The 26,959-nt window shown below is 75.0% G+C and carries 27 protein-coding genes; 14 read left to right on the forward strand and 13 right to left on the reverse strand.

The features are described from left to right. Nucleotides 1-3: 3 nt before the first annotated feature. The gene (locus NXY84_RS13265) at nucleotides 4-567 is read left to right on the forward strand and encodes an acyl-CoA thioesterase (protein ID WP_258723558.1); all 564 of its coding nucleotides are present in this window, start codon (nucleotides 4-6) and stop codon (nucleotides 565-567) included. A 36-nt stretch (nucleotides 568-603) separates the two neighbouring features. On the opposite strand, the gene NXY84_RS13270 is transcribed toward NXY84_RS13265, so the two are convergent. Beyond that, nucleotides 604-2,046 (reverse strand): dipeptidase, encoded by a 1,443-nt coding sequence (locus tag NXY84_RS13270; RefSeq protein WP_258723559.1) that lies wholly within the window; start codon nucleotides 2,044-2,046, stop codon nucleotides 604-606. Nucleotides 2,047-2,078: 32 nt separating this feature from the next. Between NXY84_RS13270 and NXY84_RS13275 the strand changes: the two genes are divergently transcribed. Both NXY84_RS13275 and NXY84_RS13280 read left to right on the forward strand, forming a co-directional pair. Further along, nucleotides 2,079-2,684 carry a DUF3043 domain-containing protein gene (locus NXY84_RS13275; protein ID WP_258723560.1) on the forward strand — a complete coding sequence of 202 codons (606 nt, stop codon included), beginning with the start codon at nucleotides 2,079-2,081 and terminating at the stop codon, nucleotides 2,682-2,684. Nucleotides 2,685-2,754: 70 nt separating this feature from the next. Beyond that, on the forward strand, nucleotides 2,755-3,765 hold the full coding sequence (locus NXY84_RS13280) for an aldo/keto reductase family protein (RefSeq protein WP_258723561.1): 1,011 nt from the start codon (nucleotides 2,755-2,757) through the stop codon (nucleotides 3,763-3,765). A 92-nt stretch (nucleotides 3,766-3,857) separates the two neighbouring features. Here the strand turns inward: NXY84_RS13280 and NXY84_RS13285 are convergent, their stop codons facing one another. Further along, nucleotides 3,858-4,454: a YczE/YyaS/YitT family protein gene (locus NXY84_RS13285; protein WP_258727210.1), complete on the reverse strand. Its 597-nt coding sequence runs from the start codon at nucleotides 4,452-4,454 to the stop codon at nucleotides 3,858-3,860. An 83-nt stretch (nucleotides 4,455-4,537) separates the two neighbouring features. Next, nucleotides 4,538-4,720 carry a hypothetical protein gene (locus NXY84_RS13290; RefSeq protein WP_258723562.1) on the reverse strand — a complete coding sequence of 61 codons (183 nt, stop codon included), beginning with the start codon at nucleotides 4,718-4,720 and terminating at the stop codon, nucleotides 4,538-4,540. 60 nt (nucleotides 4,721-4,780) lie between these two features. Between NXY84_RS13290 and NXY84_RS13295 the strand changes: the two genes are divergently transcribed. Then, a complete protein-coding gene (locus NXY84_RS13295; RefSeq protein WP_258723563.1) occupies nucleotides 4,781-6,256 on the forward strand; it encodes a PLP-dependent aminotransferase family protein in 1,476 nt (491 codons plus the stop codon). A gap of 73 nt (nucleotides 6,257-6,329) precedes the next feature. Here the strand turns inward: NXY84_RS13295 and NXY84_RS13300 are convergent, their stop codons facing one another. Genes NXY84_RS13300 through NXY84_RS13315 form a run of 4 tightly spaced genes read right to left on the reverse strand, consistent with a single transcriptional unit; the run spans nucleotide 6,330 to nucleotide 8,450 of the window. After that, complete coding sequence (locus NXY84_RS13300; RefSeq protein ID WP_258723564.1) at nucleotides 6,330-6,542, reverse strand: hypothetical protein; 213 nt, start codon at nucleotides 6,540-6,542, stop codon at nucleotides 6,330-6,332. Then, on the reverse strand, nucleotides 6,542-7,600 hold the full coding sequence (locus NXY84_RS13305) for a quinone-dependent dihydroorotate dehydrogenase (RefSeq protein WP_258723565.1): 1,059 nt from the start codon (nucleotides 7,598-7,600) through the stop codon (nucleotides 6,542-6,544). Before NXY84_RS13305 ends, NXY84_RS13300 begins: the two co-directional genes overlap by 1 nt. A gap of 59 nt (nucleotides 7,601-7,659) precedes the next feature. Next, nucleotides 7,660-8,097: a hypothetical protein gene (locus tag NXY84_RS13310; protein WP_258723566.1), complete on the reverse strand. Its 438-nt coding sequence runs from the start codon at nucleotides 8,095-8,097 to the stop codon at nucleotides 7,660-7,662. After that, a complete protein-coding gene (locus NXY84_RS13315) occupies nucleotides 8,094-8,450 on the reverse strand; it encodes a hypothetical protein (protein ID WP_258723567.1) in 357 nt (118 codons plus the stop codon). The genes NXY84_RS13310 and NXY84_RS13315 overlap by 4 nt, the downstream gene beginning before the upstream one ends. A gap of 137 nt (nucleotides 8,451-8,587) precedes the next feature. Here NXY84_RS13315 and NXY84_RS13320 point away from each other — a divergent pair, with 137 nt between their 5' ends. Continuing rightward, nucleotides 8,588-10,087 (forward strand): leucyl aminopeptidase, encoded by a 1,500-nt coding sequence (locus NXY84_RS13320; RefSeq protein ID WP_258723568.1) that lies wholly within the window; start codon nucleotides 8,588-8,590, stop codon nucleotides 10,085-10,087. 75 nt (nucleotides 10,088-10,162) lie between these two features. On the opposite strand, the gene NXY84_RS13325 is transcribed toward NXY84_RS13320, so the two are convergent. Beyond that, complete coding sequence (locus NXY84_RS13325; RefSeq protein ID WP_258723569.1) at nucleotides 10,163-10,531, reverse strand: oxidoreductase; 369 nt, start codon at nucleotides 10,529-10,531, stop codon at nucleotides 10,163-10,165. 222 nt (nucleotides 10,532-10,753) lie between these two features. On the opposite strand from NXY84_RS13325, the gene lpdA reads away from it, so the two are divergent. From lpdA to NXY84_RS13340, 3 genes are all read left to right on the forward strand, one after another. After that, a complete protein-coding gene (gene lpdA, locus NXY84_RS13330) occupies nucleotides 10,754-12,139 on the forward strand; it encodes a dihydrolipoyl dehydrogenase (RefSeq protein WP_258723570.1) in 1,386 nt (461 codons plus the stop codon). 28 nt (nucleotides 12,140-12,167) lie between these two features. Then, nucleotides 12,168-14,018: a 2-oxoglutarate dehydrogenase, E2 component, dihydrolipoamide succinyltransferase gene (gene sucB / locus NXY84_RS13335; RefSeq protein WP_258723571.1), complete on the forward strand. Its 1,851-nt coding sequence runs from the start codon at nucleotides 12,168-12,170 to the stop codon at nucleotides 14,016-14,018. Between the two features lie 184 nt (nucleotides 14,019-14,202). Continuing rightward, entirely contained in the window at nucleotides 14,203-15,093 is an 891-nt protein-coding gene (locus tag NXY84_RS13340; RefSeq protein WP_258723572.1) for a TIGR01777 family oxidoreductase, read from the forward strand. Here the strand turns inward: NXY84_RS13340 and NXY84_RS13345 are convergent. The 3 genes from NXY84_RS13345 to NXY84_RS13355 all read right to left on the reverse strand — a co-directional run bounded on the left by NXY84_RS13345 (nucleotide 15,077) and on the right by NXY84_RS13355 (nucleotide 20,152). Next, nucleotides 15,077-16,522 carry a protein kinase domain-containing protein gene (locus tag NXY84_RS13345; protein ID WP_258723573.1) on the reverse strand — a complete coding sequence of 482 codons (1,446 nt, stop codon included), beginning with the start codon at nucleotides 16,520-16,522 and terminating at the stop codon, nucleotides 15,077-15,079. The two genes, NXY84_RS13340 and NXY84_RS13345, sit on opposite strands and share 17 nt — an antisense overlap. 132 nt (nucleotides 16,523-16,654) lie before the next feature. Further along, on the reverse strand, nucleotides 16,655-17,758 hold the full coding sequence (locus tag NXY84_RS13350; protein ID WP_258723574.1) for a Gfo/Idh/MocA family protein: 1,104 nt from the start codon (nucleotides 17,756-17,758) through the stop codon (nucleotides 16,655-16,657). Nucleotides 17,759-17,833: 75 nt separating this feature from the next. After that, entirely contained in the window at nucleotides 17,834-20,152 is a 2,319-nt protein-coding gene (locus tag NXY84_RS13355; RefSeq protein WP_258723575.1) for an MMPL family transporter, read from the reverse strand. A gap of 88 nt (nucleotides 20,153-20,240) precedes the next feature. Here NXY84_RS13355 and NXY84_RS13360 point away from each other — a divergent pair, with 88 nt between their 5' ends. Beyond that, nucleotides 20,241-20,810 (forward strand): MarR family winged helix-turn-helix transcriptional regulator, encoded by a 570-nt coding sequence (locus NXY84_RS13360; RefSeq protein WP_258723576.1) that lies wholly within the window; start codon nucleotides 20,241-20,243, stop codon nucleotides 20,808-20,810. A gap of 104 nt (nucleotides 20,811-20,914) precedes the next feature. Continuing rightward, nucleotides 20,915-21,643: a lipoyl(octanoyl) transferase LipB gene (gene lipB, locus NXY84_RS13365; protein ID WP_258723577.1), complete on the forward strand. Its 729-nt coding sequence runs from the start codon at nucleotides 20,915-20,917 to the stop codon at nucleotides 21,641-21,643. A 39-nt stretch (nucleotides 21,644-21,682) separates the two neighbouring features. On the opposite strand, the gene NXY84_RS13370 is transcribed toward lipB, so the two are convergent. Then, nucleotides 21,683-22,186, reverse strand: coding sequence for a flavodoxin domain-containing protein (locus tag NXY84_RS13370; RefSeq protein ID WP_258723578.1), 504 nt, complete (start codon nucleotides 22,184-22,186; stop codon nucleotides 21,683-21,685). 175 nt (nucleotides 22,187-22,361) lie between these two features. Between NXY84_RS13370 and lipA the strand changes: the two genes are divergently transcribed. From lipA to NXY84_RS13385, 3 genes are all read left to right on the forward strand, one after another. Beyond that, nucleotides 22,362-23,363 (forward strand): lipoyl synthase, encoded by a 1,002-nt coding sequence (gene lipA / locus NXY84_RS13375; RefSeq protein ID WP_258723579.1) that lies wholly within the window; start codon nucleotides 22,362-22,364, stop codon nucleotides 23,361-23,363. Nucleotides 23,364-23,427: 64 nt separating this feature from the next. Further along, on the forward strand, nucleotides 23,428-24,135 hold the full coding sequence (locus NXY84_RS13380; RefSeq protein WP_258723580.1) for a DUF4191 domain-containing protein: 708 nt from the start codon (nucleotides 23,428-23,430) through the stop codon (nucleotides 24,133-24,135). Nucleotides 24,136-24,231: 96 nt separating this feature from the next. Then, nucleotides 24,232-24,828, forward strand: a complete 597-nt coding sequence (locus NXY84_RS13385; protein ID WP_258723581.1) for a class I SAM-dependent methyltransferase — start codon at nucleotides 24,232-24,234, stop codon at nucleotides 24,826-24,828. 57 nt (nucleotides 24,829-24,885) lie between these two features. Here the strand turns inward: NXY84_RS13385 and NXY84_RS13390 are convergent, their stop codons facing one another. After that, nucleotides 24,886-25,320: an RDD family protein gene (locus tag NXY84_RS13390; RefSeq protein ID WP_258723582.1), complete on the reverse strand. Its 435-nt coding sequence runs from the start codon at nucleotides 25,318-25,320 to the stop codon at nucleotides 24,886-24,888. 175 nt (nucleotides 25,321-25,495) lie between these two features. On the opposite strand from NXY84_RS13390, the gene glnA reads away from it, so the two are divergent. Further along, the gene (gene glnA / locus NXY84_RS13395) at nucleotides 25,496-26,920 is read left to right on the forward strand and encodes a type I glutamate--ammonia ligase (RefSeq protein WP_258723583.1); all 1,425 of its coding nucleotides are present in this window, start codon (nucleotides 25,496-25,498) and stop codon (nucleotides 26,918-26,920) included. Nucleotides 26,921-26,959: the final 39 nt, after the last annotated feature.

A 26,959-nucleotide genomic window follows, 5' to 3' on the forward strand; every position in this document is an offset into this window, starting at 1 on the left:
CCGGTGAACCGGTACCTGCGCCTCCTGCTCGTGTGGCTGCGGGCGCGGCGGTCCGCGCACACGCCGTCCGCGCCGTCGCCCGGCTCCCCGCTCGGGGAGTACCGCACGACGCTGCGCGTCATGCCCAACGACCTCGACCTGCTGCGGCACGTCAACAACGGTGCGTTCCTGACGCTGCTCGACATCGGGCGCGTGGACATGACCCTGCGCTCGGGCGCGCAGTCGGCGCTCGACGCCCGGGGCTGGTTCCCGGTGGTGGTCGGCGAGTCGATCCGGTTCCGGCGCTCGATGACGCTGTGGGAGCGGTTCACGATCGTCACGCGCGTGCTCGGGTGGGACGAGCGGGTCATCTACCTCGACCAGCGCTTCGAGCGGACCGGGCGCGACGGCGCCGTCGAGGTCGTCGCCGACGCGTGGGTCGTGGCGCGCTTCCTCGCGCGCAGCGGCGGCACGGTTCCCTCGCCCGAGGTCGCCGAGCTGTTCGGGCTCGACCCGGTCAGCCCGCCGCTGCCGGAGCCCGTCGTCACGTGGTCCCGCGCGCTCGACCTGGCGCACCGGGCGGTCTGACGGCGCACGGCCGCCGGACCGCCCGGTGACCGGTCGTCAGGCGCGGGCGTCCCGCGCGAGCCGGGCCAGCAGGAGCGCCTCCGCGAGCACGACGCGCTCGAGCTCGCCGAGGTGCACCGACTCGTCGATCCCGTGCGCGCGGCTGTCCGGGTCCTCGACGCCCGTCACGAGGATCGCGGCGTCGGGGTAGACCTCGAGGAGCTCGGCGATGAACGGGATCGAGCCGCCCACGCCCACGTCGACCGGGTCGGTGCCCCAGGCCTGCGCGAACGCCCAGCGCGCCGCGCGCATCGCCTCGGAGTCCTGCGGCGACTGGAACGGTCGGCCGAGCTCCCCGTCGCGGACCGTGACGCGCGCTCCGAGCGGCGCGTGCGCGTGCAGGTGCTCACGCAGCGCGGCCAGCGCGGCGGCGGGCTCCTGCCCGGGCGGGATCCGGAGGCTGAGCTTCGCGGTCGCCGTCGGGGTCAGCGTGTTCGACGCCCGCGCGACGCTCGGCGCGTCGAGCCCGATGACCGAGAGCGCCGGCCGGGTCCACAGGCGGGCCGTCAGCGGACCGGTCCCGGCGAGCCGGGCACCCTCGACGACCGAGGCGTCGGCGCGCAGCGCGACCTCGTCGTAGTCGACGGTCGGGTCGGGCGCGCTGGTCAGCCCGGCCACCGCGACGTCGCCCGCGTCGTCGTGCAGCGTCGCGATGAGCCGGGCCAGGAGCGTGACCGCGTCGAGCACCGGCCCGCCGTACATGCCGGAGTGCACCGCGTGCTCGAGGACGGTGACCTCGACCTCGAGGTCCACGAGCCCGCGCAGCGACGTCGTGAGCGCCGGGACGCCGATGCGCCAGTTGCTCGAGTCCGCCACGACGATGACGTCGGCCGCGAGCTCGTCGCGGTGCGCCGTCAGGAACGGCAGGAACGTCGGCGAGCCGATCTCCTCCTCGCCCTCGACGAAGACCGTCACGCCGACGCCGAGGTCGTCGCCGAGCACGCGCAGCGCCCCGAGGTGCGCGATCACGCCGGCCTTGTCGTCGGCCGCCCCGCGCCCGTAGAGCCGCCCGCCGCGCTCGGTCGGCTCGAACGGCGCGCTCGACCACGCGGCGTCGTCGCCCGGCGGCTGGACGTCGTGGTGCGCGTACAGCAGGACGGTCGGCGCGCCGGCCGGTGCGGGCCGGCGCGCCACGACCGCGGGTGCGCCCGGGCGGCCGTCCGGCCCGTCGACGCGCAGCACCTGCACGTCGTCGAGCCCCGCGTCGCGCAGGAGCGCGGCGACCGCGTCGGCGCTCGCGGCGACGTGCGCCTGGTCGAACTCGGCGTTGGAGACGCTCGGGATCCGCACGAGGTCCTCGAGGTCGGTGCGCAGGCGCGGGAACTCGCGTGCCGTGCGGGACCGCAGCTGCTCGACCTGGTCGGTCGTGAGCGGGGCGTCGGGTGCGAGCGGGGAGCCGGCGGGGGTGGGGCCGGCGGGCGTGGAGGAGTCGTTCGTCACGGACCCGCACGCTACTCGACTACCCTGGACGGGTGTTCGGACGCAGCAGCAAGGACCAGGGACCCACCTCCCCCGCGCCCCTCGGCACCCCGGGCCCGGACGACGCCGTCCGCGACGGCAAGGGGCGCCCGACGCCGCGTCGCAAGGTCGCCGAGTCGGCCAACCGCCGACCCCTCGTCCCCGCCGACCGCAAGGGCGCCGCGAAGGCTGCGCGCCTCGAGCAGCGGGCCGCGCGCGACCGCCAGTACCAGGCGCTGCAGACCGGCGATGAGCGGTTCCTGCCCGCGAAGGACAAGGGGCCCGTGCGGCGCTACATCCGCGACCACGTCGACGCGCGCTGGAACCTCGGGGAGATGTTCCTGCCCGTCGCGCTCGTGATGCTCGTGCTGCAGATCGTGCTCGCGCAGGTCAACCCGAACGCCGCCTTCGTCGTCCTCATCGCGCTGTACGCGTTCAGCCTCGTCATGCTGCTCGACGCGTACCTCATGTGGCGCGGCCTGAAGAAGCGCCTCCGCGCGAAGTTCGGCGAGGACGTCGTCGTCCGGGGCACCGCGATGTACGCCGTCCTGCGCGTGTTCCAGATCCGCCCGTCGCGGCTGCCCAAGCCGCAGGTCAAGCACGGCCAGTACCCCTCCTGACCCCGCGGGCGCGTGGGGTCCGTGACGCCGCGGACGGGCCGCGCGAGACGGGCGATCGTAGGGTTGCGGCATGGTCAACTACCGCTACCTCGGACGCTCCGGGCTCAAGATCTCGGAGATCACCTACGGCAACTGGCTGACGCACGGCTCGCAGGTCGAGAAGGACGCCGCCGTCGCGTGCGTGCACGCCGCCCTCGACGCCGGCATCACGTCGTTCGACACCGCCGACGTGTACGCCAACACCAAGGCCGAGAAGGTCCTCGGCAAGGCGCTCAAGGGTCAGCGCCGCCAGTCGCTCGAGATCTTCACGAAGGTCTACTGGCCGACCGGTCCGCAGGGCCCCAACGACTCCGGCCTGTCGCGCAAGCACATCCTCGAGTCGATCGACGGCTCCCTCGAGCGGCTGCGCACCGACTACGTCGACCTGTACCAGGCGCACCGCTACGACCACGCGACGCCGCTCGAGGAGACGATGCAGGCGTTCGCCGACGTCGTGCGCTCGGGGAAGGCGCTGTACATCGGCGTCAGCGAGTGGACCGCGGACCAGATCCGTGCCGGCCACGCGCTCGCGCAGGAGCTCGGGTTCCAGCTCATCTCGAACCAGCCGCAGTACTCGGCGCTGTACCGGGTCATCGAGGGGGAGGTCGTGCCCACGTCGGCCGAGCTCGGCGTCTCGCAGATCGTCTGGTCGCCGATCGCGCAGGGCGTCCTCACGGGCAAGTACCTGCCCGGTCAGCCGCTGCCCGCGGGCTCGCGGGCGACCGACGAGAAGGGCGGCGCGAAGATGATCGCGCGCTTCCTCGACAGGCCCGAGGTGCTCCAGCGGGTTCAGGACCTGCGCCCGGTGGCGGACGAGCTCGGGCTCTCGCTCGCGCAGCTCGCGGTGGCCTGGGTGCTGCAGAACCAGAACGTCGCGGCGGCGATCATCGGGGCGTCGCGCCCCGAGCAGGTCACCGAGAACGTCAAGGCGTCCGGCGTCGAGATCCCCTCGGAGCTGCTCAACCGGATCGACGAGATCCTCGGCGACTCGGTGATCTCGGACCCCGCAGAGACGGCCAAGAGCTCCCCGAAGTCCCGCTGAGCGCGCCGACGGCCCGCCCTCCCGCGGAGGGCGGGCCGTCGTGCGTCCGGCACCGGCGGGCGGGCCGGCGCGCGGCTCAGCGGCTCAGCGGCTCAGCGGACGGTGAACCGCGGCAGCAGGTGGTGGACCACCGGCCCGATCGCGAGCGCGTACGCGAGGGTGCCGAGCCCGACGGTCCCGCCGAGCAGCCAGCCCACGGTCACGACGACGACCTCGATGGTCGAGCGCACGAGCCGGGTCGACCGGCCGGTCCGGGCGACGAGGCCCGTCATGAGCCCGTCGCGCGGGCCCGGGCCCAGGCGGACGCCGACGTACAGGGCGGTCGCGAGACCGTTCAGCAGGATCCCGGCGACGACGAGCCCGATGCGGGTCGCGAGCGGCAGCGGCTCGGGCAGCCGCGCGAGCAGCGCGAGGAACGGGTCGACGAGCGCGCCGATGACCACGACGTTCGCGGCGGTGCCGATGCCGGGCCGCTGGCGCAGCGGGATCCACACGAGCAGCACGACGACGCTCACGAGCACCGTGACGGTGCCGAACGACAGGTCGGTGCGCCGGGAGATCCCCTGCGAGAGCACGTCCCACGGCGTCGAGCCGAGGCCGGCCCGGACCAGCAGCGTGATGGACGCGGCGTAGAGGACGAGCCCCACGAGCAGCTGCAGCCACCGACGTGCGCGGCGCGTCGTCGGCAGGAGCTCGGGGCGGTCGCCCGACGGCGAGCCCGTGGTCGGGACACCCGACGGCACCGCTCCGTCGCCGGGCGCGGTGCGGACCGTCACACCAGGCCGCGGATGCGGGGGCCGGTGGGGAGCCCCGCGGTGAGCGCGCTGCCGTCGGCCCAGTGCGGCTCGGAGGCGGGCGGCCGGCGGTGGCCGAGGCCATCGCCCTTGAGGGTGGCGGGCAGCTGCACGAGGGCGACGAGGACGGTGACGGCGACGAGGACGGCGAAGAGGACCATAGGAGTAGTCAATCGCGAGTTGGCATTGTCTTCAATAGCCACTTGAGGGAAGGTGGACCCGTGACAACCACGGAGGACCTGCCCAACGACCGCCGGCTCTCGGCGAGCGGGCTCGCGCGCCTGCTCGGGGCGTGGCAGCGCCCCGGACCCGCGTACGCCGCCCTGGCCGACGGCGTGCGCTCCGCGATGCACGCCGGTTCGCTGCCGCTCAGCACACGTCTGCCGAGCGAGCGCGAGCTCGCCGAGGCGCTCGGCGTCTCGCGCACGACGACCACCGCGGCGTACCGGACGCTGCGCGACGAGGGCTTCCTCGTGAGCCGGCAGGGCTCCGGGACCGTCACGACGCTGCCCGCGTCGGGCGCCCAGGGCGTGCACGCGCCCGTCGTCGTGCGACCGGCCCAGCCGGACGTCGCCGACCTGTCCATCGCCGCCCCGCCCGCGCCGTCGGCGCTGCACCCGGCGTACGTGACCGCGCTCGACGCGCTCCCCCGCTACCTGTCCGGGCGCGGCTACGAGCCGCTCGGGCTGCAGGTGCTGCGCGAGGCGATCGCCGCGCGGTACACCGAGCGCGGGACCCCGACGACCCCGGACCAGGTCCTCGTGACGAGCGGCGCCCAGCAGGCGATCAACCTGCTCGTGCACGCGCACGTCGGGCCCGGCGACCGGGTCGTCGTCGAGCACCCCACCTACCCGCACGCCCTCGACACCGTGCGCGCGGCGGGAGGACGCCCGGTCCCCGTGCCCGTGAGCACCGGGCCGTCCGGGGGCGTCGACGTCGACCTGCTGGAGTCCACGCTGCGCCAGGTCGCGCCCCGGCTCGTCTACCTGGTCCCCGACCACCACAACCCGACCGGCGCGAGCCTCGACCCGGCGGCCCGCGACCGCGTCCGCGCGCTCGCACGGCGCCATCGCACGGTGATCGTCGGCGACGAGGCCCTCACCGACCTCACGCTCGACGGCCCCGAGCCCGAGCCGTTCGCGGGTGCCGGCGCCGCCTCGGGCTTCGTCGTCTCCGTGGGTTCGGCGTCCAAGACCTACTGGGGCGGGCTCCGCATCGGGTGGATCCGCGCGCACCCCGACCTCGTGTCCCGGCTCGCGGTCCTGCGCGGCCACGTCGACATCGCGACCGCGGTCCTCGAGCAGCTCGTGACCGCCGAGCTCCTCGCCCGGCGCGACGAGATCGTGCCGGGCCGTCGTGCGGCGCTCCGTGAGCGGCGCGACCTGCTCGTGGACCAGCTCGCGGAGCAGATCCCGTCGTGGCAGGTGCCCGTGCCCGCGGGCGGGCTGTCGCTGTGGCCCGACCTCGGGGCGCCGGTGGCGTCGGCGTTCACGGCCCTCGCCGTCCGCCACGGGGTGCGCGTGCTGCCCGGCCCGGCGTTCGCGGTCGACGGGAGCTTCGAGCGGCACCTGCGGCTCACGTTCAGCGAGCCGGTCGAGGTGCTCGAGAACGGCGTGCGCGGGCTCGCGGCGGCGTGGGCCGCGCTGGGCATGCCGCAGGACGCCCGCCGCTCGGCGCCCGTGCAGGCGATGGTCTGAGCGGCGGACCGGCACCGCTCGGGGGCTCCGGTCCGCCGCGGCCGAGCTCACGGGCGCCGGGCGCCGGCGCGCCCTAAGGCACGTGCAGCACGAGCGGCGGCGTGGCAGGCGTGCCGTCGTGCAGGAGCTGGGCCGAGTGCGCCCCGCCCGCCGCGAGCGCGCGCCACTGCTCGCCGAGCCACTGCTCGGCGTCGTACTGGTTCGTGAACGCGGGGCTGCCCGGCCGGTCGAGGCGCCTGCCGTCGGCGTCGTCGAACGTCCACTCCCACTGCGGCCGGACCACCATCAGCTGCCTCCCGCACGTGCCGCGGCGCGCGCGGCGTCGGCTGCCAGCGCGCGGTTGACGCCCGCTGCCCAGAAGGGGCCACGGTAGATCAGCCCGGTGTACCCCTGCACGAGCGTCGCGCCGACGGCGACGTACTCGCGCGCGTCCGCGGCCGTGGTGATGCCGCCGACGCCGATCACGACCGGGTCCGGCCCGAGCCGCGTGCGCAGGCGCGCCACGACGTCGAGGCCGCGCTCGAGGACCGGCGGCCCGGACAGCCCGCCGGGGCCGAGGTCGTGGGAGATCGTCGTGTTGACCGCGACCACGCCGTCGAGCCGGAGGTCGAGCGCGAGGTCGGCGACCGCGTCGACGTCGTCGTCGGACAGGTCGGGGGCGATCTTGACCAGGAGCGGGACGCGCGGCCGGCCGGCGCGCTCGGTCGCCTCGTCGGCGGCGGCGCGCGTGGCCTCGAGGATCGGGCGCAGCGCCTCGACGGACTGCAGGTCGCGCAGGCCCGGGGTGTTGGGCGACGACACGTTGACCACGAGGTAGTCCGCGTACGGGGCGAGCCGCCCGGCGCTCGTGGCGTAGTCGGCCGGCGCGTCCTCGGCCGGGGTCACCTTCGTCTTGCCGATGTTGACCCCCACGACCAGGGACCGGCCCCGGGGGGTCGCGCGCAGCCGGCGCAGCCGGAGCGCGACCGCGGAGGACCCCTCGTTGTTGAAGCCCATGCGGTTGCGCAGCGCACGCTGGTCGAGCACGCGCCACAGCCGCGGCTGCTCGTTGCCCGGCTGCGGGTGCGCGGTCACCGTGCCGACCTCGACGAAGCCGAACCCGAGCATCACGAGACCGGGGACCGCGCGGGCGTTCTTGTCGAAGCCCGCCGCCAGGCCGAACCGTGCGGGGAACGTGCGGCCCAGGACCGTCACCGCCGCCGCGGGAGGGGGCGCCGTGAACCGGCCGACGAGCGCCCGCAGCGGCGGCAGCTCACCGACGAGCCGGATCAGCGCGAACGCGAGCTCGTGCGCGCGCTCGGGGTCGAGGCGACGCAGGACGAGACGGAACAGGAGGCTGTACACGGCTGACAACCTAGCCGCCGGGGCACGGCCTCCGACGGCAGCGACCGCGCCGGCCGCCGTCAGGCGACGGGACCGCGACCCGCCGCCGCTCGCGTGCGCCACAGCCACGCGAGGCCGAGGAACGGGAGCACGAGGGGGACGTAGCCGTACCCCTGCCCGAACGCCGACCAGACCGTCTCGTCCGGGAAGTCCCCGGCGTCGAGGACCGAGAGCGCGCCGACCGCGAGCACCCCGACGAGCTCGATGCCGACCGCGACCCACGCGACCGCGCGCCACCGACCGCCGCCGCGCGCGAGGGCGACCGTCGCGAGGACGTAGACGAGCGCCGAGAGCGCCGACAGGCCGTACGCGAGCGGTGCCTCGTCGAGCTTCGTGGCGATCTGGTAGGCCGCGCGTGCGCTCGCGGCGAGCGCGAAGACCCCGTAGACGGCGACGAGCGCCCGGCCGGGGCCGGACGCGGTGCTCCTGGGCCGCGTGTCGCCGGGCGCGGCGCTCATGCGGCCCAGATCTGGGTGAGACGCATCTCGAGGAACGCGACCGTCAGGGCGGCGCCGAGGAGCACGACCGAGCTCCACCGGGTGCGCTCCGCGAACGCCCACGCCGCGGCGAGCGGCAGCAGGATCAGCTGGGTCAGCACGTACCCCCAGAACAGCGCGACGTCCGGCGAGGCCGCCCCCTGCGCGAGCAGGACGCCCGCGACGACCGCCTGGACGACGAGCAGCCCGACGACGACGGCGCCGCCCCAGAGCTGGCGCAGGATCACGGCGCGGTCGCGCACGACGAACCACAGGGCCCACGCCGCGAGCGCGAGGGACGTGGCCGCGACCAGCGCGGTGAGGGGGCCTGGCACGGGCGACCACGCTACCCGTCACGGCGGTCCGCCACCGGTCGCCGGCCGCGTGACGCGCGTCCCAGCGCCGGGCCGGCCCGTCGGGTGGCCGGCGGGGCTGCCGGGGGCTGTCGGAGGTCGCGGTCTACCATCGACGCGTGCCCCGTGCGACCCTCACCTCCCAGGACCCTGCCCACCTCGACGTCGACGCCCTCGTGGTGGGCGTCGCCCGGACCGACCAGGGTCCGCGGCTGCTCGACCCCGACGCGCTGCCGCAGGCCGTGCGCACCGAGGTGACGGCGCACGCCGTCGCGCTCGGCATCTCCGGGGACCAGGACGAGGTGCGCCGCCTGCCCAGCGCCGGGCGCCTCAAGGCCGGCGTCCTCGTGCTCACCGGCGTGGGCCCGCTCGACGCCGTGACCCCCGAGGCGCTCCGCCGCGCCGCGGGTGCGGCGACCCGCGAGCTCGCCGGCGTCGCGTCGGTCGCCGTCGCCCTGCCCGCCGCCGACGTGGCTGCGCTCGCGGCGGTCGCCGAGGGCGCGCTGCTCGGCGCCTACTCCTACACGCGCTACCGCGGTGCCGATGCCGCGGCCAAGTCCGCACCGGTCGCGACGCTGCAGGTCGTCACGCCGCTCGTGCGCGACCGCGGGGCCAAGGCCGCGCTCGCCCGCGCCGAGGTCCTCGCCGACGCCGTCCACGGCGTGCGCGACCTCGTGAATACCGCGCCCAACGACCTGTTCCCGTCGGCGTTCGCCGATCTCGCGAAGGCCGCCGCCAAGGACGTCGGCGCGCGCGCCCTCAAGGTCACCGTGCTCGACGAGAAGGCGCTCGCCGCCGGTGGCTACGGCGGCCTGCTCGGCGTCGGCCTCGGCTCCGTGCGGGGCCCGCGGCTCGTCAAGGTCGCGTACACCCCGTCGAAGCCGGCCGCGAAGGTCGCGCTCGTCGGCAAGGGCATCACGTTCGACTCGGGCGGCATCTCGATCAAGCCCGCGGCCGGCATGGAGGCCATGAAGTCCGACATGGCCGGCGCCGCCGCCGTGCTGCACACGGTCCTCGCGGCCGCGCGCCTCGAGCTGCCCGTGGCCGTCACCGGCTGGCTCTGCCTCGCCGAGAACATGCCGTCCGGCACCGCGCAGCGCCCGTCGGACGTGATCACGATCCGCGGCGGCAAGACGGTCGAGGTGCTCAACACCGACGCCGAGGGCCGGCTCGTGCTCGCCGACGGGCTCGTCGCGGCGACCGAGGAGAAGCCCGACGTCGTGCTCGACATCGCGACGCTCACCGGCGCCCAGCTGATCGCTCTCGGCAACCGGGTCTCCGCGGTCATGGGCACCGACGCGGTGCGTGGCGAGGTCACCGCCGCCGCCGAGGGCGCGGGCGAGCTGTTCTGGCCCATGCCGCTCCCGGCCGACCTGCGCGCGGGGCTCAAGTCGAAGGTCGCCGACCTCGCGAACATCGGCGACCGCTTCGGCGGGATGCTCACGGCCGGGATCTTCCTGCAGGAGTTCACGGGCGGGACCCCGTGGGCGCACCTCGACATCGCGGGGCCCGCATTCAACGAGAAGGCCGCCCACGGGTACACGCCCGTCGGGGGCACCGGGGTCGGCGTCCGCACGATGCTCACGTTCCTCGAGCAGCGGGGCCACGCCGGCCGCTGACCGCACGGGCGCCTGCGGGGCGCGTGGGGCCGGGCCAGGGCTGCCCGGCGTCACGCGCCCGCAGGTGCGACCTCGTCAGTGCAGGCCGGCCTCGCGCGCGTTCTCGCGGCGACGCTCGATGCGCTGCCGGGAGTTCCAGTCGCGCATCCGCTGCGGGTAGCCCGTGCGCTGCACGTCGTACACCGGGATGCCCAGGCCGCGCGCGAGCTCGTGCGCGGCGCGCGCGTCCGGCACGCGACGGCGCGTCCACTCGCCCGTCGTCGCGATGAGCATGAGCGTCGTCTGGGTCACGTTCGTCTGCGGCTCGACGTAGGCCTCGACGCCGACGCGGGTGTCGATGAAGTCCCGGAAGTGCGCGACCGTGGCCTGCTGCGCGGCGCGCCCGGTCGGTGCGGCCTCCTCGCTCCCCGGTGAGCGGCGACGGCGGCGTGAGAACAGGCCCATCCGTGGAGGGTAGCGGCCGGACCTGGGCGTCCGCCGGGAGCCGCGTGAACGTCGCGTGTGGGCTCCCGCCCGCCGACCGCGCCGAGTCATGGGATGACTGTTCGGAGCGTCACACCGCGTCGTGGCTGGTCCGGTTCGTTCGGCGGGCCCTACGGTGACAAGATGGTCGGCGAGCACCCAGCCCACCACACGCCTGCACAGAATTGCGCTGAGGAGTTGCACGTGGCCGACACGACCGGATCCGCTTTCGACATCGTCGTCCTGGGCGGAGGGAGTGGTGGCTACGCGGCTGCGCTCCGCGGCGCCCAGCTCGGCCTCAACGTGGCTCTCGTCGAGGAGAGCAAGCTCGGCGGCACCTGCCTGCACTGGGGCTGCATCCCGACGAAGGCGTTCCTGCACGCCGCGCAGCTCGCCGACGACGCCCGCGAGGGTGCGCACTTCGGGGTGCACACGGAGCTCAAGAGCATCGACATGGCCGGCGTCCAGCAGTACAAGGACTCGGTCATCGGCCGCCTGTACAAGGGCCTCCAGGGCCTGATCAAGTCGCGCAAGATCACCGTGATCGAGGGCCACGGGCGCCTCGTCGCGAAGGACACCGTCGAGGTCGACGGTCAGCGGTACACCGGCAAGCACGTCGTCGTCGCGACCGGCTCGTACGCGCGCTCGCTCCCCGGCCTCGAGATCGGCGGCCGCATCCTCACCTCGACCGAGGCGCTCGACCTCACCGAGGTCCCGAAGTCGGTCATCGTGCTCGGCGGCGGCGTCATCGGCTCGGAGTTCGCGAGCGTCTGGAAGTCGTTCGGCGCGGACGTCACGATCATCGAGGCGCTCCCCCACCTCGTCGCGAACGAGGACGAGGCGCTGTCGAAGGCGTTCGAGCGCGCGTTCCGCAAGCGCGGCATCAAGTTCAACCTGGGCGTGCGGTTCGCCGGCGTCACGCAGGACGAGAACGGCGTGCACGTCTCGCTCGAGGACGGCAAGACGTTCGACGCCGAGTACCTGCTCGTCGCCGTCGGCCGCGGCCCGCGCACCGCCGACCTCGGCTACGAGGAGCAGGGCCTCACGCTCGACCGCGGCTTCGTCCTCACGAACGAGCGCCTGCACACCGGCGTCGGCAACGTCTACGCGGTCGGCGACATCGTCCCCGGCCTGCAGCTCGCGCACCGCGGCTTCGCGCAGGGCATCTTCGTCGCCGAGGAGATCGCGGGCCTCAACCCGCAGCCGATCGTCGAGTCGGGCATCCCGCGCGTCACCTACTCCGAGCCCGAGGTCGCCTCGGTCGGCCTCACCGAGGCCAAGGCCAAGGAGGTCCACGGGGCCGACGCGGTCGAGGTCCTCGAGTACAACCTCGGCGGCAACGGCAAGAGCCAGATCCTCGGCACGGCGGGCTTCGTCAAGCTCGTCCGCCAGAAGGACGGCCCCGTCATCGGTGTCCACATGATCGGCGCGCGCGTCGGCGAGCTCATCGGGGAGGGCCAGCTCATCGTCAACTGGGAGGCCTACCCCGAGGACGTCGCGGCGCTCGTGCACGCCCACCCTACGCAGAACGAGGCTCTCGGGGAGGCGCATCTCGCGCTCGCCGGCAAGCCGCTGCACGCCCACAACTGACCCCACGATCGAAGGAGAACGAGCGGTCATGTCCGACAACGTGCAGCTCCCCGCCCTCGGCGAGTCCGTCACCGAAGGAACCGTCACCCGCTGGCTCAAGCAGGTCGGCGAGACCGTCGAGGTCGACGAGCCCCTGCTCGAGATCTCGACCGACAAGGTCGACACCGAGATCCCCTCGCCGTTCGCCGGCGTGCTCGAGCAGATCCTCGTCCAGGAGGACGAGACCGTCGAGGTCGGCGCGAACCTCGCCGTGATCGGCTCCGGCGAGGGCGGCGGGTCCGCCCCCGCCGAGCCCGCGGCCGAGCAGCCCGCCGCCGAGGCGCCCGCGGCGCAGGAGCAGGCTCCTGCCGAGCAGCCCGCGGCACCCGAGCAGCCCGCCGCCGAGGCGCCGGCCGCTCCCGCCGAGCAGCCCGCCGCATCGTCCGCCCCGTCGGGCGGTGGCGAGAACGTCACGCTCCCCGCGCTCGGCGAGTCCGTGACCGAGGGCACCGTGACCCGGTGGCTCAAGGCCGTGGGTGACGAGGTCGCGGTCGACGAGCCGCTGCTCGAGATCTCGACCGACAAGGTGGACACGGAGATCCCCTCGCCGCTCGCCGGCACGCTCCAGGAGATCCGCGTCCAGGAGGACGAGACCGTCGAGGTCGGCGCCGTCCTGGCCGTGATCGGCTCCGGTGCCGCCGCACCCGCCGAGGCACCGGCACCGTCTGCGGCCCCCGCCGCGCAGGAGCAGCCGTCGGCCCCTGCCACGGAGGCGTCCCCGCAGGTCGCGGCCCCGGACGAGGCACAGGCACCGGCCGCACCGCCGACCCCGCAGCCCGCCGCCGAGCAGGTCGCCGCGCCCGCCGCTCCGGCACCGGCACCGGCACCGCAGGAGACCCACGCGCCCGCGCCGAGCGCGCCTGCAGCGCCCGCCCCGAGCGCGTCCGCGTCGGGCACGTACCTGACCCCGCTGGTGCGCAAGCTCGCGGCGGAGAAGGGCGTCGACGTCACGACCCTCACGGGCACCGGCGTCGGTGGGCGCATCCGCAAGGAGGACGTCCTCGAGGCGGCCGCCAAGGCGGAGGAGGCGGCCCGCGCCGCAGCCGCAGCCCAGGCCCCGGCTGCCGCACCCGCCGCTGCGCCCGCCGCGTCGAAGCCGGCCGCTGCGGTCGAGGTCTCGCCCCTGCGCGGGACGACGGAGAAGGCCAGCCGGCTCCGCCAGATCATCGCCGAGCGCATGGTCGACGCGCTGCACAGCCAGGCGCAGCTCACGACGGTCATCGAGGTCGACGTCACGAAGGTCGCGCGCCTGCGGGCGAGCGCCAAGGACGGCTTCCGGGCGCGCGAGGGCGTGAACCTCACGTTCCTGCCGTTCTTCGTGCTCGCGGCCGTCGAGGCGCTCAAGGTGCACCCCAAGGTCAACGGCGTGCTCGAGGGCAACCAGATCACGTACCACGGGCACGAGAACGTCAGCATCGCGGTCGACACCCCGCGCGGGCTGCTGACGCCGGTGATCCGGGACGCGGGCGACCTCAACCTCGCGGGCATCGCGCGCAAGATCGCGGACCTCGCGGCCCGCACGCGCGACAACAAGGTCACGCCCGACGAGCTGAGCGGCGCGACCTTCACGGTGACGAACACGGGCTCCGGCGGTGCGCTGTTCGACACCCCGATCGTCCCGGGCGGCACGTCGGCGATCCTCGGCACGGGCGCGATCGTCAAGCGCCCGGTCGTCACCAAGGACGCGGACGGCGGCGAGGTCATCGCGATCCGCTCGATGTGCTACCTGTCGCTCTCGTACGACCACCGCCTGGTCGACGGCGCCGACGCGTCGCGCTACCTCGCGACGGTCAAGGCCCGCATCGAGGAGGGTGCGTTCGAGGCCGAGGTCGGTCTCTGACACACCCCGCACGACGCCCGGGCACCCGCAGCAGCGGGTGCCCGGGCGCCGTCGTTCGTCGGGTCGGCAGACCGTCCGCGGCCCCGGGCGGCGCGCCGCACCCCGGGGCGGCAGACCGTCCGCAGCCCGGAGCTGCAGCGCCGCTCCCCCGGCAGGTTCGCCGCCCGCTCCCTAGGGTGAGCGCATGCGCATCGTCGTCGCCGGATCGCACGGCCTCATCGGCACCGCCCTGGTCTCCGAGCTGCGGGGGCGCGGCGACACCGTGGTCCGCCTCGTCCGCGGGACGCCGGGACACCCCGAGGACGTCGCGTGGGACCCGGACGCCGGGCGGCTCGACCCCGAGGCGCTCGCCGGGGCCGACGCGGTGGTCAACCTCGCCGGGGTCAACGTCGGCACGCGCCGGCTCACCGAGAGCCGCAAGCGCGCGGTGATCCTCTCCCGGACCCGCACGACCGGCCTGATCGCCACGACCCTCGCCGGGCTGGCGTCACCGCCGCCCGTGCTGCTGCAGGCGTCGGGGATCGGCGCCTACGGGGACCGCGGGGACGACGTGCTCGACGAGGGCGAGCCGCTCGGCGACACGTTCTTCGCCGGCGTGGTCCGGCAGTGGGAGGGGGCGACCGCTCCCGCCGAGCACGCGGGAGTCCGTGTCGCGCACCTGCGCAGCGGGATCGTCCTCGCGCGCGGCGGGGGCGCGCTGGCGCGCATCGTGCCGCTCGTCCGGGCGGGGATCGCGGGTCCGCTGGGCTCGGGCCGCCAGTACTGGAGCTGGATCACGCTGACGGACGAGGTCCGAGCCGTCCTGCACCTGCTCGAGGCTCCCGTGGCGGGCCCGGTGAACCTCGTCGCGACGGCGGCGACCAACGCCGAGGTGACGTCCGCGCTCGCCCGCGCCGTGCACCGCCCTGCGGTCGTGCCCGTGCCGGCGTGGGCCGTGCGCCTCGGGCTCGGCGACTTCTCCCAGGAGATCCTGGGTTCGGTGCGGGCCGTCCCGCGCAAGCTCACGGACAGCGGGTTCACGCACGTGCACCCCGACATCGACTCGGCGGCGGCCTACGTCACGGCGCGGGGCTGACCTCCGGGTCACGGACCTCGGCCACCCGCCAGCCCGCCGGGGTCTCGCGGAGGACGAGCACGACGGTGCGTGCCGGGGCGGCCGGCACCTCGGCGTGCACCGACCCGTCCGCCCGGACGCGCTGGTGAGCCGAGGTCGCGCTCGTCACGCGCACGTGCGCCTCGCCGTCCGCGGGCACCCCGGGACCGGAGGGCTCCGCCGCCGGGACGCCGGCCTCCTCCACCGCGGCCGACTCCGTGACGACCACGCTCAGCCCGGTGAGGCGCAGCCCCTCGGCGGCGAGCCGGTCGAGGAGCTGCCTGTCGGCGGCGTGGGCGGCGGACCCCGGCACCTCGACCGCGTCGAGGTCGGCCGGGTCGCCGGCCACGAGGACCTCGCCCCGTCGCTCGGTGAGCTCGCGCGCCGCCGCCTCGACCTCCGCCCGGCGGCTGGTCGCGAGCCCCGCCGGGCGGCTGGTCGGCGCGTCCGCCCGGGTCGGCTCCCCCCAGGGACGGGGCACGACCAGCGCGACGGCGCCCACGGCGGCCACGACCGCCGCGGCCGCCAGCCCCGCGAGGACCCGGCGCGTGCGGACCGTCCTGCGGGTGCGCCGGCGGGACGCGCGCCGGACCGTCGCGTCGCGTGAGCCACGGCCGGCGAGCCGGGACAGCTCGGTGCGCGCGAGCACCGCGGCGTCCGGGAGCACGACCGGCTCGGGCTCCTCGGCACGGAAGCACGCGTCCGCGAGCGCCTGGGCGGTCGGCCGCAGCACGGGGTCCGGGTCGGCGGCCTCGGCCAGCAGGTCACGGACGTGCGTGCCGCCGTCCCACGGCGCGTCCACCGCGGCGTCGGGCACCGCGAGGTGCCGCAGCACCGTGCGCGCGAGCGCGTGCACGTCCCCCTCGGGCCCGCACCCGTGCCCGTCGTGGACCTCCGGGGCGCCGTAGCCCGGCGTCCCGGAGCCCCCGACGACGCAGCTGACGAGGTCGACGAGCACCGGCCGGCCGTCGTCGCGCACCACGACGTTGGCCGGGGAGACGTCCGAGTGCACCAGGCCGGCGGCATGCAGCGCCGCGAGTGCGTCCGCGAGCGGGATCGCCAGCGTCACGGCCTCGCCCGGGCTCCACGGCCCGCGCGCGTCGTGCAGCGCCGCAAGGGTGGCGCCGGGGACGTGCTCGGTGAGCAGCGCGCAGCGGCCGTCGGGCAGGTCGAGCACGTCGCGCAGGCGGACGAGGTGCTCGTGGTCGACGTCGCGCAGCCGGTGCAGCCGGGCGGCGTGCCGCGGGTCACCGGTGAGGTCGACGACGCGGACGACGACGCGCTCGGCCGAGCCGTCGAGCGCCACCGCGGACCACGCGGGCCCGTCCCCGCCGACGCCCACGGGGCCGACGACCCGGTACCCCGCCGTCAGCAGCGCAGCGGCGACGTCGGGCGGGGCAGCGCGGTCCATGCCGTCATCGAACCGTGCGGCGTCGCCCGCGGACCCGTTGTCCACAGGCCCGATGGCGTCCGCACGGTCGCTCCGCGCCCGGCTCAGGTCCGGTTTCGTGCGCCGGCGACGCTCAGCCGCACGCCCGCCGCGTCAGCCCGCAGCCGCCGGGTCCACCTCGACCACCCGCCCCTCGCGCGCCGACACCCGGGCGGCGTCGAGCACGGCCGCGGTGCGCACCGCGTCCCACGGGTCGACCGGCACCGGTCCGCCGTCGAGGACCCACGCCGTGACGGCCCGGTAGTAGTCGGCGTGGCCGCCGGGCGCCCGACGCACGGGGACCCGGTCGCGCCCGTGCACGAGCCAGCCCTCGTGCTCGTCCTCCGCGACGTGCGTCGCCGCCCCGAGCACCCCGCGCGGGGCTGAGTCGTCGTGCGTGTGCCGCTCGTCGAGCGACGCGAAGGGCGTCGGCTCCCCCTCGAAGCTCGTGACGAGGTAGGCGCCCTTGTCGCCGAGGACGCGGGTCCGCGGGCCGGGTGCGCCGACGAGCGCGCCCGCCTGGAGGTGGCTCACGACGCCGGGGCCGCCGTCGGCGGCGGCGTGCCGCACCGCGAGGAAGACGTCGTCCTCCGCGGGGGTCGTGAGCGCGCGCAGCTCGGCGTACACGCTCTCGACCGGCCCGAACAGCTGGACGGCGGAGTCGACCAGGTGCGCACCGAGGTCGAGCAGCAGCCCGCCGGCGCGCGTGTCGTTCTCCTTCCAGCGCTGCTGCGGGACGGGGCGCCACCGCTCCCAGCGCCGCTCGAAGCGGTGCACGCGCCCGAGCCGGCGGTCGTGCAGGAGGCCCAGGAGCGTGAGCTGCTCGGGGTCCCAGCGGCGGTTCTGGAACACCGTCAGGCGTCCGCCCGAGGTCTCGGCCTCGACCGCGAGCTCCCGCGCCTCGGCGGTGCTCGGGGCGAGCGGCTTGTCGACGACGACGGGCAGGCCGACCCCGAGCGCGGCGCGCACGTGCGCCACGTGCTCGCCCGTCGGGCTCGCGACCACGACGACGTCGAGCTCGGCGGCGTGGGCGAGCAGCCCCGCCACGTCCGGCTCGACGACGACGCCGGCCCAGTCGGCGCGCGCCTGCGCCGACCGCTCGGGGCTGCGGCTCACGACGTGCGTGACGCGCGCCCCGACCTCGCGCAGGAGCCGGGCGTGGATGCCCCGTCCCGCCGACCCGTACCCGACCAACCCGACCCGCAGGGACTCGCTCATGCGCCCCAACCTACGACGCGTGCGACGCCGGGCGGCACCCGCGTGACCCGCGCCGCAGGACCGGGCGGGTCCCGGTCAGCCGACCGGCGCGGCCTCCGGGGAGCGCTCGGCGACGGCGGGCGACCGGTCGAGGCGCCCGAGGGGGCTCGGCCACCACGTGCGCCGGCCGAGGTCGTGCACGAGCGCCGGGACGAGCAGGCTCCGCACGACGAGCGTGTCGAGCAGCACACCGAACGCGACGAGGAACGCGAGCTGCGCGAGGAACAGCAGCGGGATGACGCCGAGCGCGCTGAAGGTCGCCGCGAGCACGATGCCCGCGGAGGTGATGACGCCACCGGTGACGGCGAGCCCGCGTAGCACGCCCTCGCGCGTCCCGACCTGCAGGGCCTCCTCGCGCACCCGCGTCATCAGGAAGATCGAGTAGTCGACCCCCAGCGCGACGAGGAACGTGAACGCGTAGAGCGGCACCGCGGGGTCGGCGCCCGGGTAGTCGAGCACGTGGTTGAACACGATCGCCCCGACCCCGAGCGCCGCGCCGAACGACAGCACGTTCGCGAGCACGAGCAGCACCGCGGCGACGACCGAGCGCAGCAGCAGCATGAGGATGAGCAGGATCACGACCAGCACGACCGGGACGATCACCCGCAGGTCCCGCGCCCCGGCGACCTGGGTGTCGAGCGTCTGGGCCGCGGCGCCACCGACGAGCGCGTCGGGCGACACGTCCGCGAGCGCGGCGCGCAGGTCCTCGACGGTGCCCACGGCGGCCTGCGTGTCGGCCGCCTCCTGCGTCGCGACGTCGACCCGGACGCGGCCGTCGACGACGACCGGGGGTGCGGGCTCGGCGGCCGGACCGCCGACGCCGCCGGGCGCCCCGCTGCTCTCGCCCGTGTACACCGTGACCGCGTCGACGCCGTCGAGGCCCTCGGCCGTCTCCACGACGGCGTCGAGGTCCTGCTCGGGTGCCACGACGAGGATCGGCTGGGTCGCGCCGGCCGGGAAGTGCTCGGAGAGCACCTCCTCGCCGGCGACCGCGTCGACCTCGACGAGGAACACGTCGGACTGGTTGGTGCCGCCGGCCTTGAGGGTCGGCAGGAACGCCGCTCCCGCGACGAGGAGCAGCACCGTGACGATCCAGACCGGGCGTGCGTGGCGGCCGACGAACCGGGCGACCCCGCCCCACAGACCGGTGAGCACCTCGGCGGTCGGCCGGCGGTGGCCCGGGCCGTCGTGCTCGGCTCCCGCGACGACCTGCGGCCGGCTGGGCCAGAACAGGGCGCGCGAGCGCGACCCGAACACGAGGAGCAGCGCCGGCAAGAGGGTGAGCGACGCGAGGAACGCCGACGCGATGCCGATCGCGGCGACGGGGCCGAGGCTCGAGTTGGACGTCAGGTCGGAGAGCAGCAGGCACAGCAGCCCGGCGATCACGGTGCCCGCGCTGGCGGCGATGGGCTCGATCGACGCCCGCACCGCGCGTCGCATCGCGGTGAACGGGCTCTGCACGGCGCGCAGCTCCTCGCGGTAGCGCGCGACGAGGAGCAGCGCGTAGTCCACCGCGGCGCCGACGACGAGGATCGAGAGGATGCCCTGGGACTGCCCGTTGAGCGTGAGCACGTCGTTCGCCGCGAGCTGGTACACGACGAGCGCGGCCGCGCACAGCGCGAACACCGCGGAGAAGATGACGACGAACGGCAGGAACGGTGACCGGTAGACGATCACGAGGATGAGCAGGACCGCACCGAGCGCGACGAGCAGCAGCACGCCGTCGATGCCGCCGAACGCGTTGGACAGGTCGGCGACGAAGCCGCCCGGGCCGGTCACCCAGGCCTGGAGCCCGAGCTCCCCGGCGTCGTCCGCGCTCGCCCCGAGGTCGGCCTCGAGCGCGTCGCGCAGCGCCCGGACCGACGCGCCGGTGACGCTCTCGTCGTCCGCGAGGCGCCCCTCGGCGGCGTCGCCGTCGAGGGACAGCGGGACGAGCACCGCCTCGCCGTCCTCGGACGGGACGGCGACGGCCGGGCCGGTGAGCACGTCCTCGAGCGTCGTGGGGTCGCCGGCGGCCGCGTCGGCGCCCGGGATCTCGACGTCCGCGACCGTCCGGGCGAACTCCTGCACGGCGGTGGTCTGCTCGGGTGACAGGGCTCCCCCGCCCTGCGCCTCGAGCACGACCAGCACGGGTAGGGTCTCCGAGTCGACGAAGGCGCGTCCCGCCTCGGCCGCGCGCGTGGACTGCGCGGACGAGGGCAGGAACGCGGCCGAGTCGTTGGTCTGGACCTGCGAGAGCTTGCCCTGCGCCATCCCCCCGAACGCCCCGACGGCGAGCCAGACGGCGAGGACGGCGACGAGGGCCAGCGCGCGCAGAGCGGCCCGACCAGATTTACTCAGCATGCTGAGTATCATGAGGGAACGCTGGGCGCCGCGCAACACGTGCTCAGCATGCTGAGCATCTGGTGAGCGCCGAGGGCGCCGGACGGGGGACGGGGTGGGCGTGACCGACGACGCACGTGCTCCCGGCCCCACCGCCCCCTGGGCGCGGATGGCCTCGGACGACCCGACCGACTGGCCCGTCGGACGGCTGCTGTCGGCCGCCGCGCGCCGCGTCGAGCGCGAGTGGAACGCCCATCTCGCCGGGTGGGACCTCAACCACGCGAGCCTGCCGGTGCTCGTGCTCCTCGCGCACGAGCCACGCTCGCAGCGCGAGCTCGCCGACGCGTGCAGCGTGACCGAGCAGACGATGAGCCGCATCCTCGCCCGCATGGAGCGCACCGGGTACGTGACGCGTGCGCCCCACGCCACCGACCGGCGCAAGGTCGTCCTCGCGATCACCGACGCGGGCCGCGAGGTCGCGGTCAAGGCGTCCGACCGGCGGCCCGCCGACGCCATGACCACCCGCGGCCTCACCCCGGAGCAGGTCGAGCAGCTGCGGGCGCTGCTCGCGGTCGTCGCCCGGCCGGCGACGGCGACGGGCCCGAGCGACGGCGCGCCGGACGGCTCGCCGGTCGACACGGACGACGACGCACCCGGCGACGTGTGCCCCGCCGAGGAACGCACCGCCTGAGCCGCCCCGGCCCGGCCGCACCGCCGCGGGGCGCGCCGGGCACGCACCGCCGGTGCGACGACCGTCACGCCGCCGGCGCGCAGCCCCGGGGTTAGCCTGACGCCATGCAGTTCGTCGAGCTCGACCTGGGTGCCCGCCTCCAGCCCTACCGGCCGACGTGGGACCTCCAGCGCGAGGTGCACGCGGAGGTCGCCGAGGGGACGCGCGAGGACACCGTGCTCCTGTGCGAGCACGAGGACGTCTACACCGCGGGGCGCCGCACGGCGTCGTGGGACCGGCCGGTCGACGGCACCCCCGTGGTCGACGTCGACCGCGGCGGCCGCATCACCTGGCACGGGCCCGGCCAGCTCGTCGGCTACCCGATCGTGCGCCTCGCGCAGCCCATCGACGTCGTGCGCTACGTGCGCGCGCTCGAGGAGACGCTGATCCGCACGTGCGCCGACCTCGGGCTGTCCGCCGTGCGCGTCGAGGGTCGCAGCGGCGTCTGGTTCGCGGCCGAGCCCGACGGGCCGCGCGGTCCGCTCCGGGAGCGCAAGGTCGCCGCGATCGGCGTCCGCGTCGCGAAGGGCGTCACGATGCACGGCTTCGCGCTCAACTGCGAGCCGGACCTCGACGCGTTCGGCCGGATCGTGCCGTGCGGGATCCCCGACGCGGACGTCACGTCCCTGAGCGCCGAGACGGGCCGACGGGTGAGCATCGCCGAGGTGCTCCCGCTCGTGCGCACGCACCTCGAGGCCGCGCTCGCGCTGGTGCGCCTCGCGACCGCGGAGTCCCGGGCCGTCGGCGACGCCGCCCCCGTCGGCTCCCCGGACGCGGTGCCCGCGCTGCCCTGACCGCCTTCCCCGCGGCCGGGCTGCGCGGGACGTCGCAGGTCAGCGGCGTGCGCCGTGCGGGGCCAGCTCGTCCGCGACGGACGCGGCCCACGCGCGGACCGCGTCGAGATCGCGGAAGTCGCCCTGCTCGGCGTCGATCAGCGCGACGAGCGCCCGCTCGGCGAGCCCCAGGGTGCGCCGGTCGAGCCGTCCCCCGAAGACCTGAGGCGCGTGCGCCCCGGCCTGCGAGGCGAGCACGCCCACGTCGTCGGGCACCGTCGGCGGGCTGAGCGGGTTGCCGACGGGCCCGGACCAGAAGAGCCACACGGGTCGCGCCCGCAGCTGCCCGCCCTGGCGCTCGACCAGCTTCCGCAGACCCGCGCCGAGCCGCCCGGCGTACACGGCGGAGCCCAGCACGACCGCGGCGTACGGCTCGACCGTGCCCACGTCCTCGGGCTCGAGCTCGTCGACGTCGTGCCCCGCGGACCGCAGCACGTCGGCCACGACCGTCCCGATCTCCCGCGTCGCGCCGTGGCGCGAGGCCACCGTCACCAGGATGCGCATGTCGAACCCCCTCGCCGTCGTGCGGTCACCTTCGTCCCGCTCGTCCCCTCCAGGGTCACCGTCGCGAGGGCCCGCGGCGTGGGTCGGAGGTCCCGTTATTCCCGCGCTGGCCTGTGATGCGTGCCTCCCGCTGCGCACGGCGAGCGCCCGCGCCTGCTGACGTAGGGTGAGGAACGTGACGATCGCACCCGAGGGCCGGCGCATGCTCCGCGTCGAGGCACGCAACGCGCAGACGCCGATCGAGAAGAAGCCCGACTGGATCAAGACGCGCGCGACGATGGGCCCGGAGTACAGCGAGCTCAAGGGGCTCGTGAAGCGCGAGGGCCTGCACACGGTGTGCGAGGAGGCGGGCTGCCCCAACATCTTCGAGTGCTGGGAGGACCGCGAGGCGACGTTCCTCATCGGCGGCGACCAGTGCACGCGACGCTGCGACTTCTGCCAGATCGACACCGGCAAGCCCGCGGACTTCGACGCCGACGAGCCCCGCCGCGTCGCGGAGTCCGTCCAGGCGATGGGCCTGAAGTACGCGACCGTGACGGGCGTCGCCCGCGACGACCTGCCCGACGGCGGCGCGTGGCTGTACGCCGAGACGGTCCGCCGGATCCACGCGCTCAACGCCGGGACCGGCGTCGAGCTGCTGATCCCGGACTTCAACGCCGTGCCCGAGCTGATCGGCGAGGTCTTCTCGTCGCGGCCCGAGGTGCTCGCGCACAACCTCGAGACCGTGCCGCGCATCTTCAAGGAGATCCGCCCGGGCTTCCGCTACGACCGCTCGCTGTCGGTGCTGACGGCGGCGCGCGAGGCCGGCCTGGTCACCAAGTCGAACCTCATCCTCGGGATGGGCGAGACGATGGAGGAGGCCGCCGAGGCCCTCCAGGACCTGCACGACGCGGGCTGCGACCTCATCACGATCACCCAGTACCTGCGCCCCTCGGTCCGCCACCACCCCGTCGCGCGCTGGGTGCGTCCCGAGGAGTTCGTGGCGCTGTCCGACGAGGCCGAGCGCATCGGCTTCCTCGGCGTCATGGCCGGTCCGCTCGTGCGCTCGTCGTACCGTGCGGGTCGCCTGTGGGGCCAGGCCATGCGCCGTCGCGGCGAGGAGATCCCGGCCGCGCTCGCGCACCTCGGCGAGGAGCGCTCGTCGCGCCAGGAGGCGTCGAGCCTGCTCGCCCGCTGACGGCTGCGGCACGGGGCTGCGTGCGGGCACGGAGGGGGCCGGGCGGCGACTAGACTTGCCCACCATGGCCCGCGAGAAGACCGTCAAGCCGCCCAAGGTGAAGAAGACCCGGTGGTACCACCAGGTCTGGCAGGCGTACCAGATGACCCGCCGGAACGACCCGGCGGTCACGTGGTACGTGCTCGGGGCGTTCGTCGGGATCATCGCGGTCGGCCTCGTCATCGGCCTGCTGACGGACCACCCGTTCTACGCGCTGTTCGTGAGCCTGCCGTTCGCGCTGCTCGCGGCGATGTTCATCCTCGCGCGGCGCGCCGAGACGGCCGCGTACACCCAGATCGAGGGCCAGCCCGGCGCGTCGCGCGCTGCGCTCGGCACGATCCGGCGCGGCTGGACCTTCGCCGAGGAGCCCGTCGCGGTCGACCCGCGCACGCAGGACCTGGTCTTCCGCGGCGTCGGCCGGGCCGGCGTCGTCCTCGTCGGCGAGGGTCCCGCTCCCCGCGTCGCCAAGCTCCTCGAGGCCGAGCGCAAGCGCACCGCGCGCGTCCTGTCGGGCGTGCCGATCACGCTCATCCAGGCCGGCAACGGCGAGGGCCAGGTGCCCCTGCGCAAGCTCCCCCGCGCGGTCACGCGCCTCAAGCCGACGCTCACCAAGCAGGAGACCGGCGAGGTGCTCAAGCGCCTCACCGCCCTCGGCGCCGCGCGGCTGCCGCTGCCCAAGGGCATCGACCCGATGCGCGCACGCCCCGACCGCAAGGGCATGCGCGGGCGCTGAGCGGCCCCGCCCCGCGCGGTCTCGCCCGGGAGACCGGCCGAGACCGGAGGCGACCGTCCCCGCGGCGGAGGCGTCGGGCGCGCTACGGTCCTGGTCGTGCCGACGCCGTACTGGAACCACAACACGCACTACCACCCGCTCGCGCTGCGGCACGTGCGGCCCGGCACGCGAGCGCTCGACGTGGGCAGCGGCGAGGGGCTGCTGACCCGTCGGGTCGTCGCCGCCGGCGCCGTCGAGGCGACGGGCCTCGACACCGACCCGGCCGAGACCGCACGGGCGACGCAGGCGTCCAGGGGCGACGAGCGCCTGCGCTACGTCACCGGCGACGTGCTGACCGCGCCCCTCGACGAGCACGCCTACGACCTCGTCACCTGCGTCGCGACGCTGCACCACCTCGACCTGGACGCGGGGCTGCGGCGGCTGCGTGCCCTGACGGCGCCGGGCGGGCACCTCGTCGTCGTCGGCCTCGCCCGCGTCGGCTCCCCCGCCGACCTGGCGCTCTCCGTCGCCGGCGTCCCCGCCGCAGCCGTCGCGCGACGGCTGCGGAGCGAGTGGGAGCACGGCTCGCCGATCACCGAGCCCAGGACGACCTACGCCGACGTGCGCGACGCCGCCGCCCGGCACCTTCCCGGCGCGCGCTGGCGGCGGCACCTGTACTGGCGCTACAGCCTCACGTGGCAGGCACCGCGGTGACGTCGGACCGCGTCGCGCTCGCCGGCCCGGCGCACCCGCGGCCTCGCGCAGCGCGGATCACCGCCGGACGATGACCGTCCCCGCCGTGCGGTCGTGCAGCCCACGACCGTCGGCGTCCCACACGACGGCCGGCACGACGAGGCAGAGCAGCACCGTGCGGACCAGCGCGAGCAGCAGCCCCGGCGGCGTCCCGGGGCTCACCAGCCGCTGGACGCGCAGCCCGAGCGCGCGGTGCCCGAGGGTCGTGCCGAGCGTGCTCACGAGCAGCACGTTCTCGAGCGCGAAGACGCCGAGGGTCGCCATGGGGTCGCGGTCGAAGAACGCGGCCGAGATGAGCAGGCAGACCGCCCAGTCGATCGCCAGGGCCGCGAGCCGCCGCCCGACCGGCGCCAGCGAGCCGGCTCCGGTGGCGGGCAGCCCGAGCCGCGAGCCCTGGCCCTCGCCGGACGGACCGCCCTCGAGCCACGAACCCATCCCCGCGCGCTGCTCCATGCGGCTAGCCTAACCAGCGGACCGGGCGCCGCCGTCGCCCGCGAGTGCGACCGATCGTTACGTGCGGAGCCCCCGCGTAACAGCGCGGAAACATGAGGTACACGGCCGGGTAACGCCCCCCACCTAGCCTCGAGGCGCCCGGACAGCGGGCGTTTCACAACCCGAGGAGCAGCGGATGTTCAGCAAGCCGGAGGAAGTCCTGGCGTTCATCAAGAGCGAGGACGTGAAGTTCGTCGACGTCCGGTTCTGTGACCTGCCCGGCGTGATGCAGCACTTCAACGTCCCGGCGTACTCGCTGGACCTGGACTTCTTCACCGACGGCCAGATGTTCGACGGCTCGTCGATCCGTGGCTTCCAGGCGATCCACGAGTCGGACATGAAGCTCATCCCCGATCTCTCGACGGCCTACCTCGACCCGTTCCGGACCGAGAAGACGCTGAACATCAACTTCCACATCGTCGACCCGTACACCGACGAGCCGTACAGCCGCGACCCCCGCCAGGTCGCCGCCAAGGCCGAGGCGTACCTGCGCTCGACGGGCATCGCGGACACGGCGTTCTTCGCCCCCGAGGCCGAGTTCTACATCTTCGACGACGTGCGCTTCGAGACGAAGCAGAACGCGTCGTACTACTACATCGACTCCATCGAGGCCGCCTGGAACACGGGCCGCGTCGAGGAGGGTGGCAACCTCGGCCACAAGACCCCCTACAAGGGCGGCTACTTCCCCGTCCCGCCGGTCGACATGTTCGCCGACCTGCGCGACAAGATCTCGCTGCAGCTCGACGCGCTGGGTCTCGGCGTGGAGCGCGCGCACCACGAGGTCGGCACCGCCGGCCAGGCGGAGATCAACTACCGCTTCGACGAGCTCGGCAAGTCGGCCGACAAGGTTCAGCTCTTCAAGTACGTCGTGAAGAACGTCGCGCACGAGGCCGGCAAGACCGCCACGTTCATGCCGAAGCCCCTCTTCGGCGACAACGGCTCGGGCATGCACGTGCACCAGTCGCTCTGGAAGGACGGCAAGCCGCTGTTCTTCGACGAGAAGGGCTACGGCGGCCTCTCCGACCTCGCGCGCTGGTACATCGGTGGCCTGCTCAAGCACGCGCCCTCGCTGCTCGCGTTCACGAACCCGACGGTGAACTCCTACCACCGCCTGGTCCCGGGCTTCGAGGCGCCGGTCAACCTCGTCTACTCGGCACGCAACCGCTCCGCGTGCATCCGCATCCCGGTCACGGGCTCCAACCCGAAGGCCAAGCGCATCGAGTTCCGCGTGCCCGACCCGTCGAGCAACCCGTACCTCGCCTTCGCGGCGATGCTCATGGCCGGCCTCGACGGCATCCAGAACCGCATCGAGCCGCCGGAGCCGGTCGACAAGGACCTCTACGAGCTTCCCCCCGAGGAGCACGCGCTCATCCAGCAGGTCCCGGGCTCGCTCGCCGAGGTGCTCGACAACCTCGAGGCCGACCACGACTTCCTCACGGCCGGCGGGGTCTTCACGCCCGACCTGATCGCGACGTGGATCGACTACAAGCGCTCGCACGAGGTCGACCCGATCCGTCTGCGGCCGCACCCCCACGAGTTCGAGCTCTACTACGACGTCTGATCGGCTGCTCCCGGTCAGTGCGGGCGAGGGGCGTTCCTG

It is taken from the genome of Cellulomonas sp. NS3 (genome assembly GCF_024757985.1).
Taxonomy (GTDB): Bacteria; Actinomycetota; Actinomycetes; order Actinomycetales; family Cellulomonadaceae; genus Cellulomonas_A.

Excerpts from the sequence above, each read along its gene's own strand:
- NXY84_RS13280 (WP_258723561.1), top strand. The coding sequence starts at position 2,755 with ATGGTCAACTACCGCTACCTCGGACGCTCCGGGCTCAAGATCTCGGAG.
- NXY84_RS13290 (WP_258723562.1), bottom strand. The coding sequence starts at position 4,720 with ATGGTCCTCTTCGCCGTCCTCGTCGCCGTCACCGTCCTCGTCGCCCTC.
- NXY84_RS13300 (WP_258723564.1), bottom strand. The coding sequence starts at position 6,542 with ATGGTGGTCCGGCCGCAGTGGGAGTGGACGTTCGACGACGCCGACGGC.
- NXY84_RS13310 (WP_258723566.1), bottom strand. The coding sequence starts at position 8,097 with ATGAGCGCCGCGCCCGGCGACACGCGGCCCAGGAGCACCGCGTCCGGC.
- NXY84_RS13325 (WP_258723569.1), bottom strand. The coding sequence starts at position 10,531 with ATGGGCCTGTTCTCACGCCGCCGTCGCCGCTCACCGGGGAGCGAGGAG.
- sucB (WP_258723571.1), top strand. The coding sequence starts at position 12,168 with ATGTCCGACAACGTGCAGCTCCCCGCCCTCGGCGAGTCCGTCACCGAA.
- NXY84_RS13340 (WP_258723572.1), top strand. The coding sequence starts at position 14,203 with ATGCGCATCGTCGTCGCCGGATCGCACGGCCTCATCGGCACCGCCCTG.
- NXY84_RS13345 (WP_258723573.1), bottom strand. The coding sequence starts at position 16,522 with ATGGACCGCGCTGCCCCGCCCGACGTCGCCGCTGCGCTGCTGACGGCG.
- NXY84_RS13350 (WP_258723574.1), bottom strand. The coding sequence starts at position 17,758 with ATGAGCGAGTCCCTGCGGGTCGGGTTGGTCGGGTACGGGTCGGCGGGA.
- NXY84_RS13355 (WP_258723575.1), bottom strand. The coding sequence starts at position 20,152 with ATGATACTCAGCATGCTGAGTAAATCTGGTCGGGCCGCTCTGCGCGCG.
- lipB (WP_258723577.1), top strand. The coding sequence starts at position 20,915 with ATGCAGTTCGTCGAGCTCGACCTGGGTGCCCGCCTCCAGCCCTACCGG.
- NXY84_RS13370 (WP_258723578.1), bottom strand. The coding sequence starts at position 22,186 with ATGCGCATCCTGGTGACGGTGGCCTCGCGCCACGGCGCGACGCGGGAG.
- NXY84_RS13380 (WP_258723580.1), top strand. The coding sequence starts at position 23,428 with ATGGCCCGCGAGAAGACCGTCAAGCCGCCCAAGGTGAAGAAGACCCGG.
- NXY84_RS13390 (WP_258723582.1), bottom strand. The coding sequence starts at position 25,320 with ATGGAGCAGCGCGCGGGGATGGGTTCGTGGCTCGAGGGCGGTCCGTCC.
- glnA (WP_258723583.1), top strand. The coding sequence starts at position 25,496 with ATGTTCAGCAAGCCGGAGGAAGTCCTGGCGTTCATCAAGAGCGAGGAC.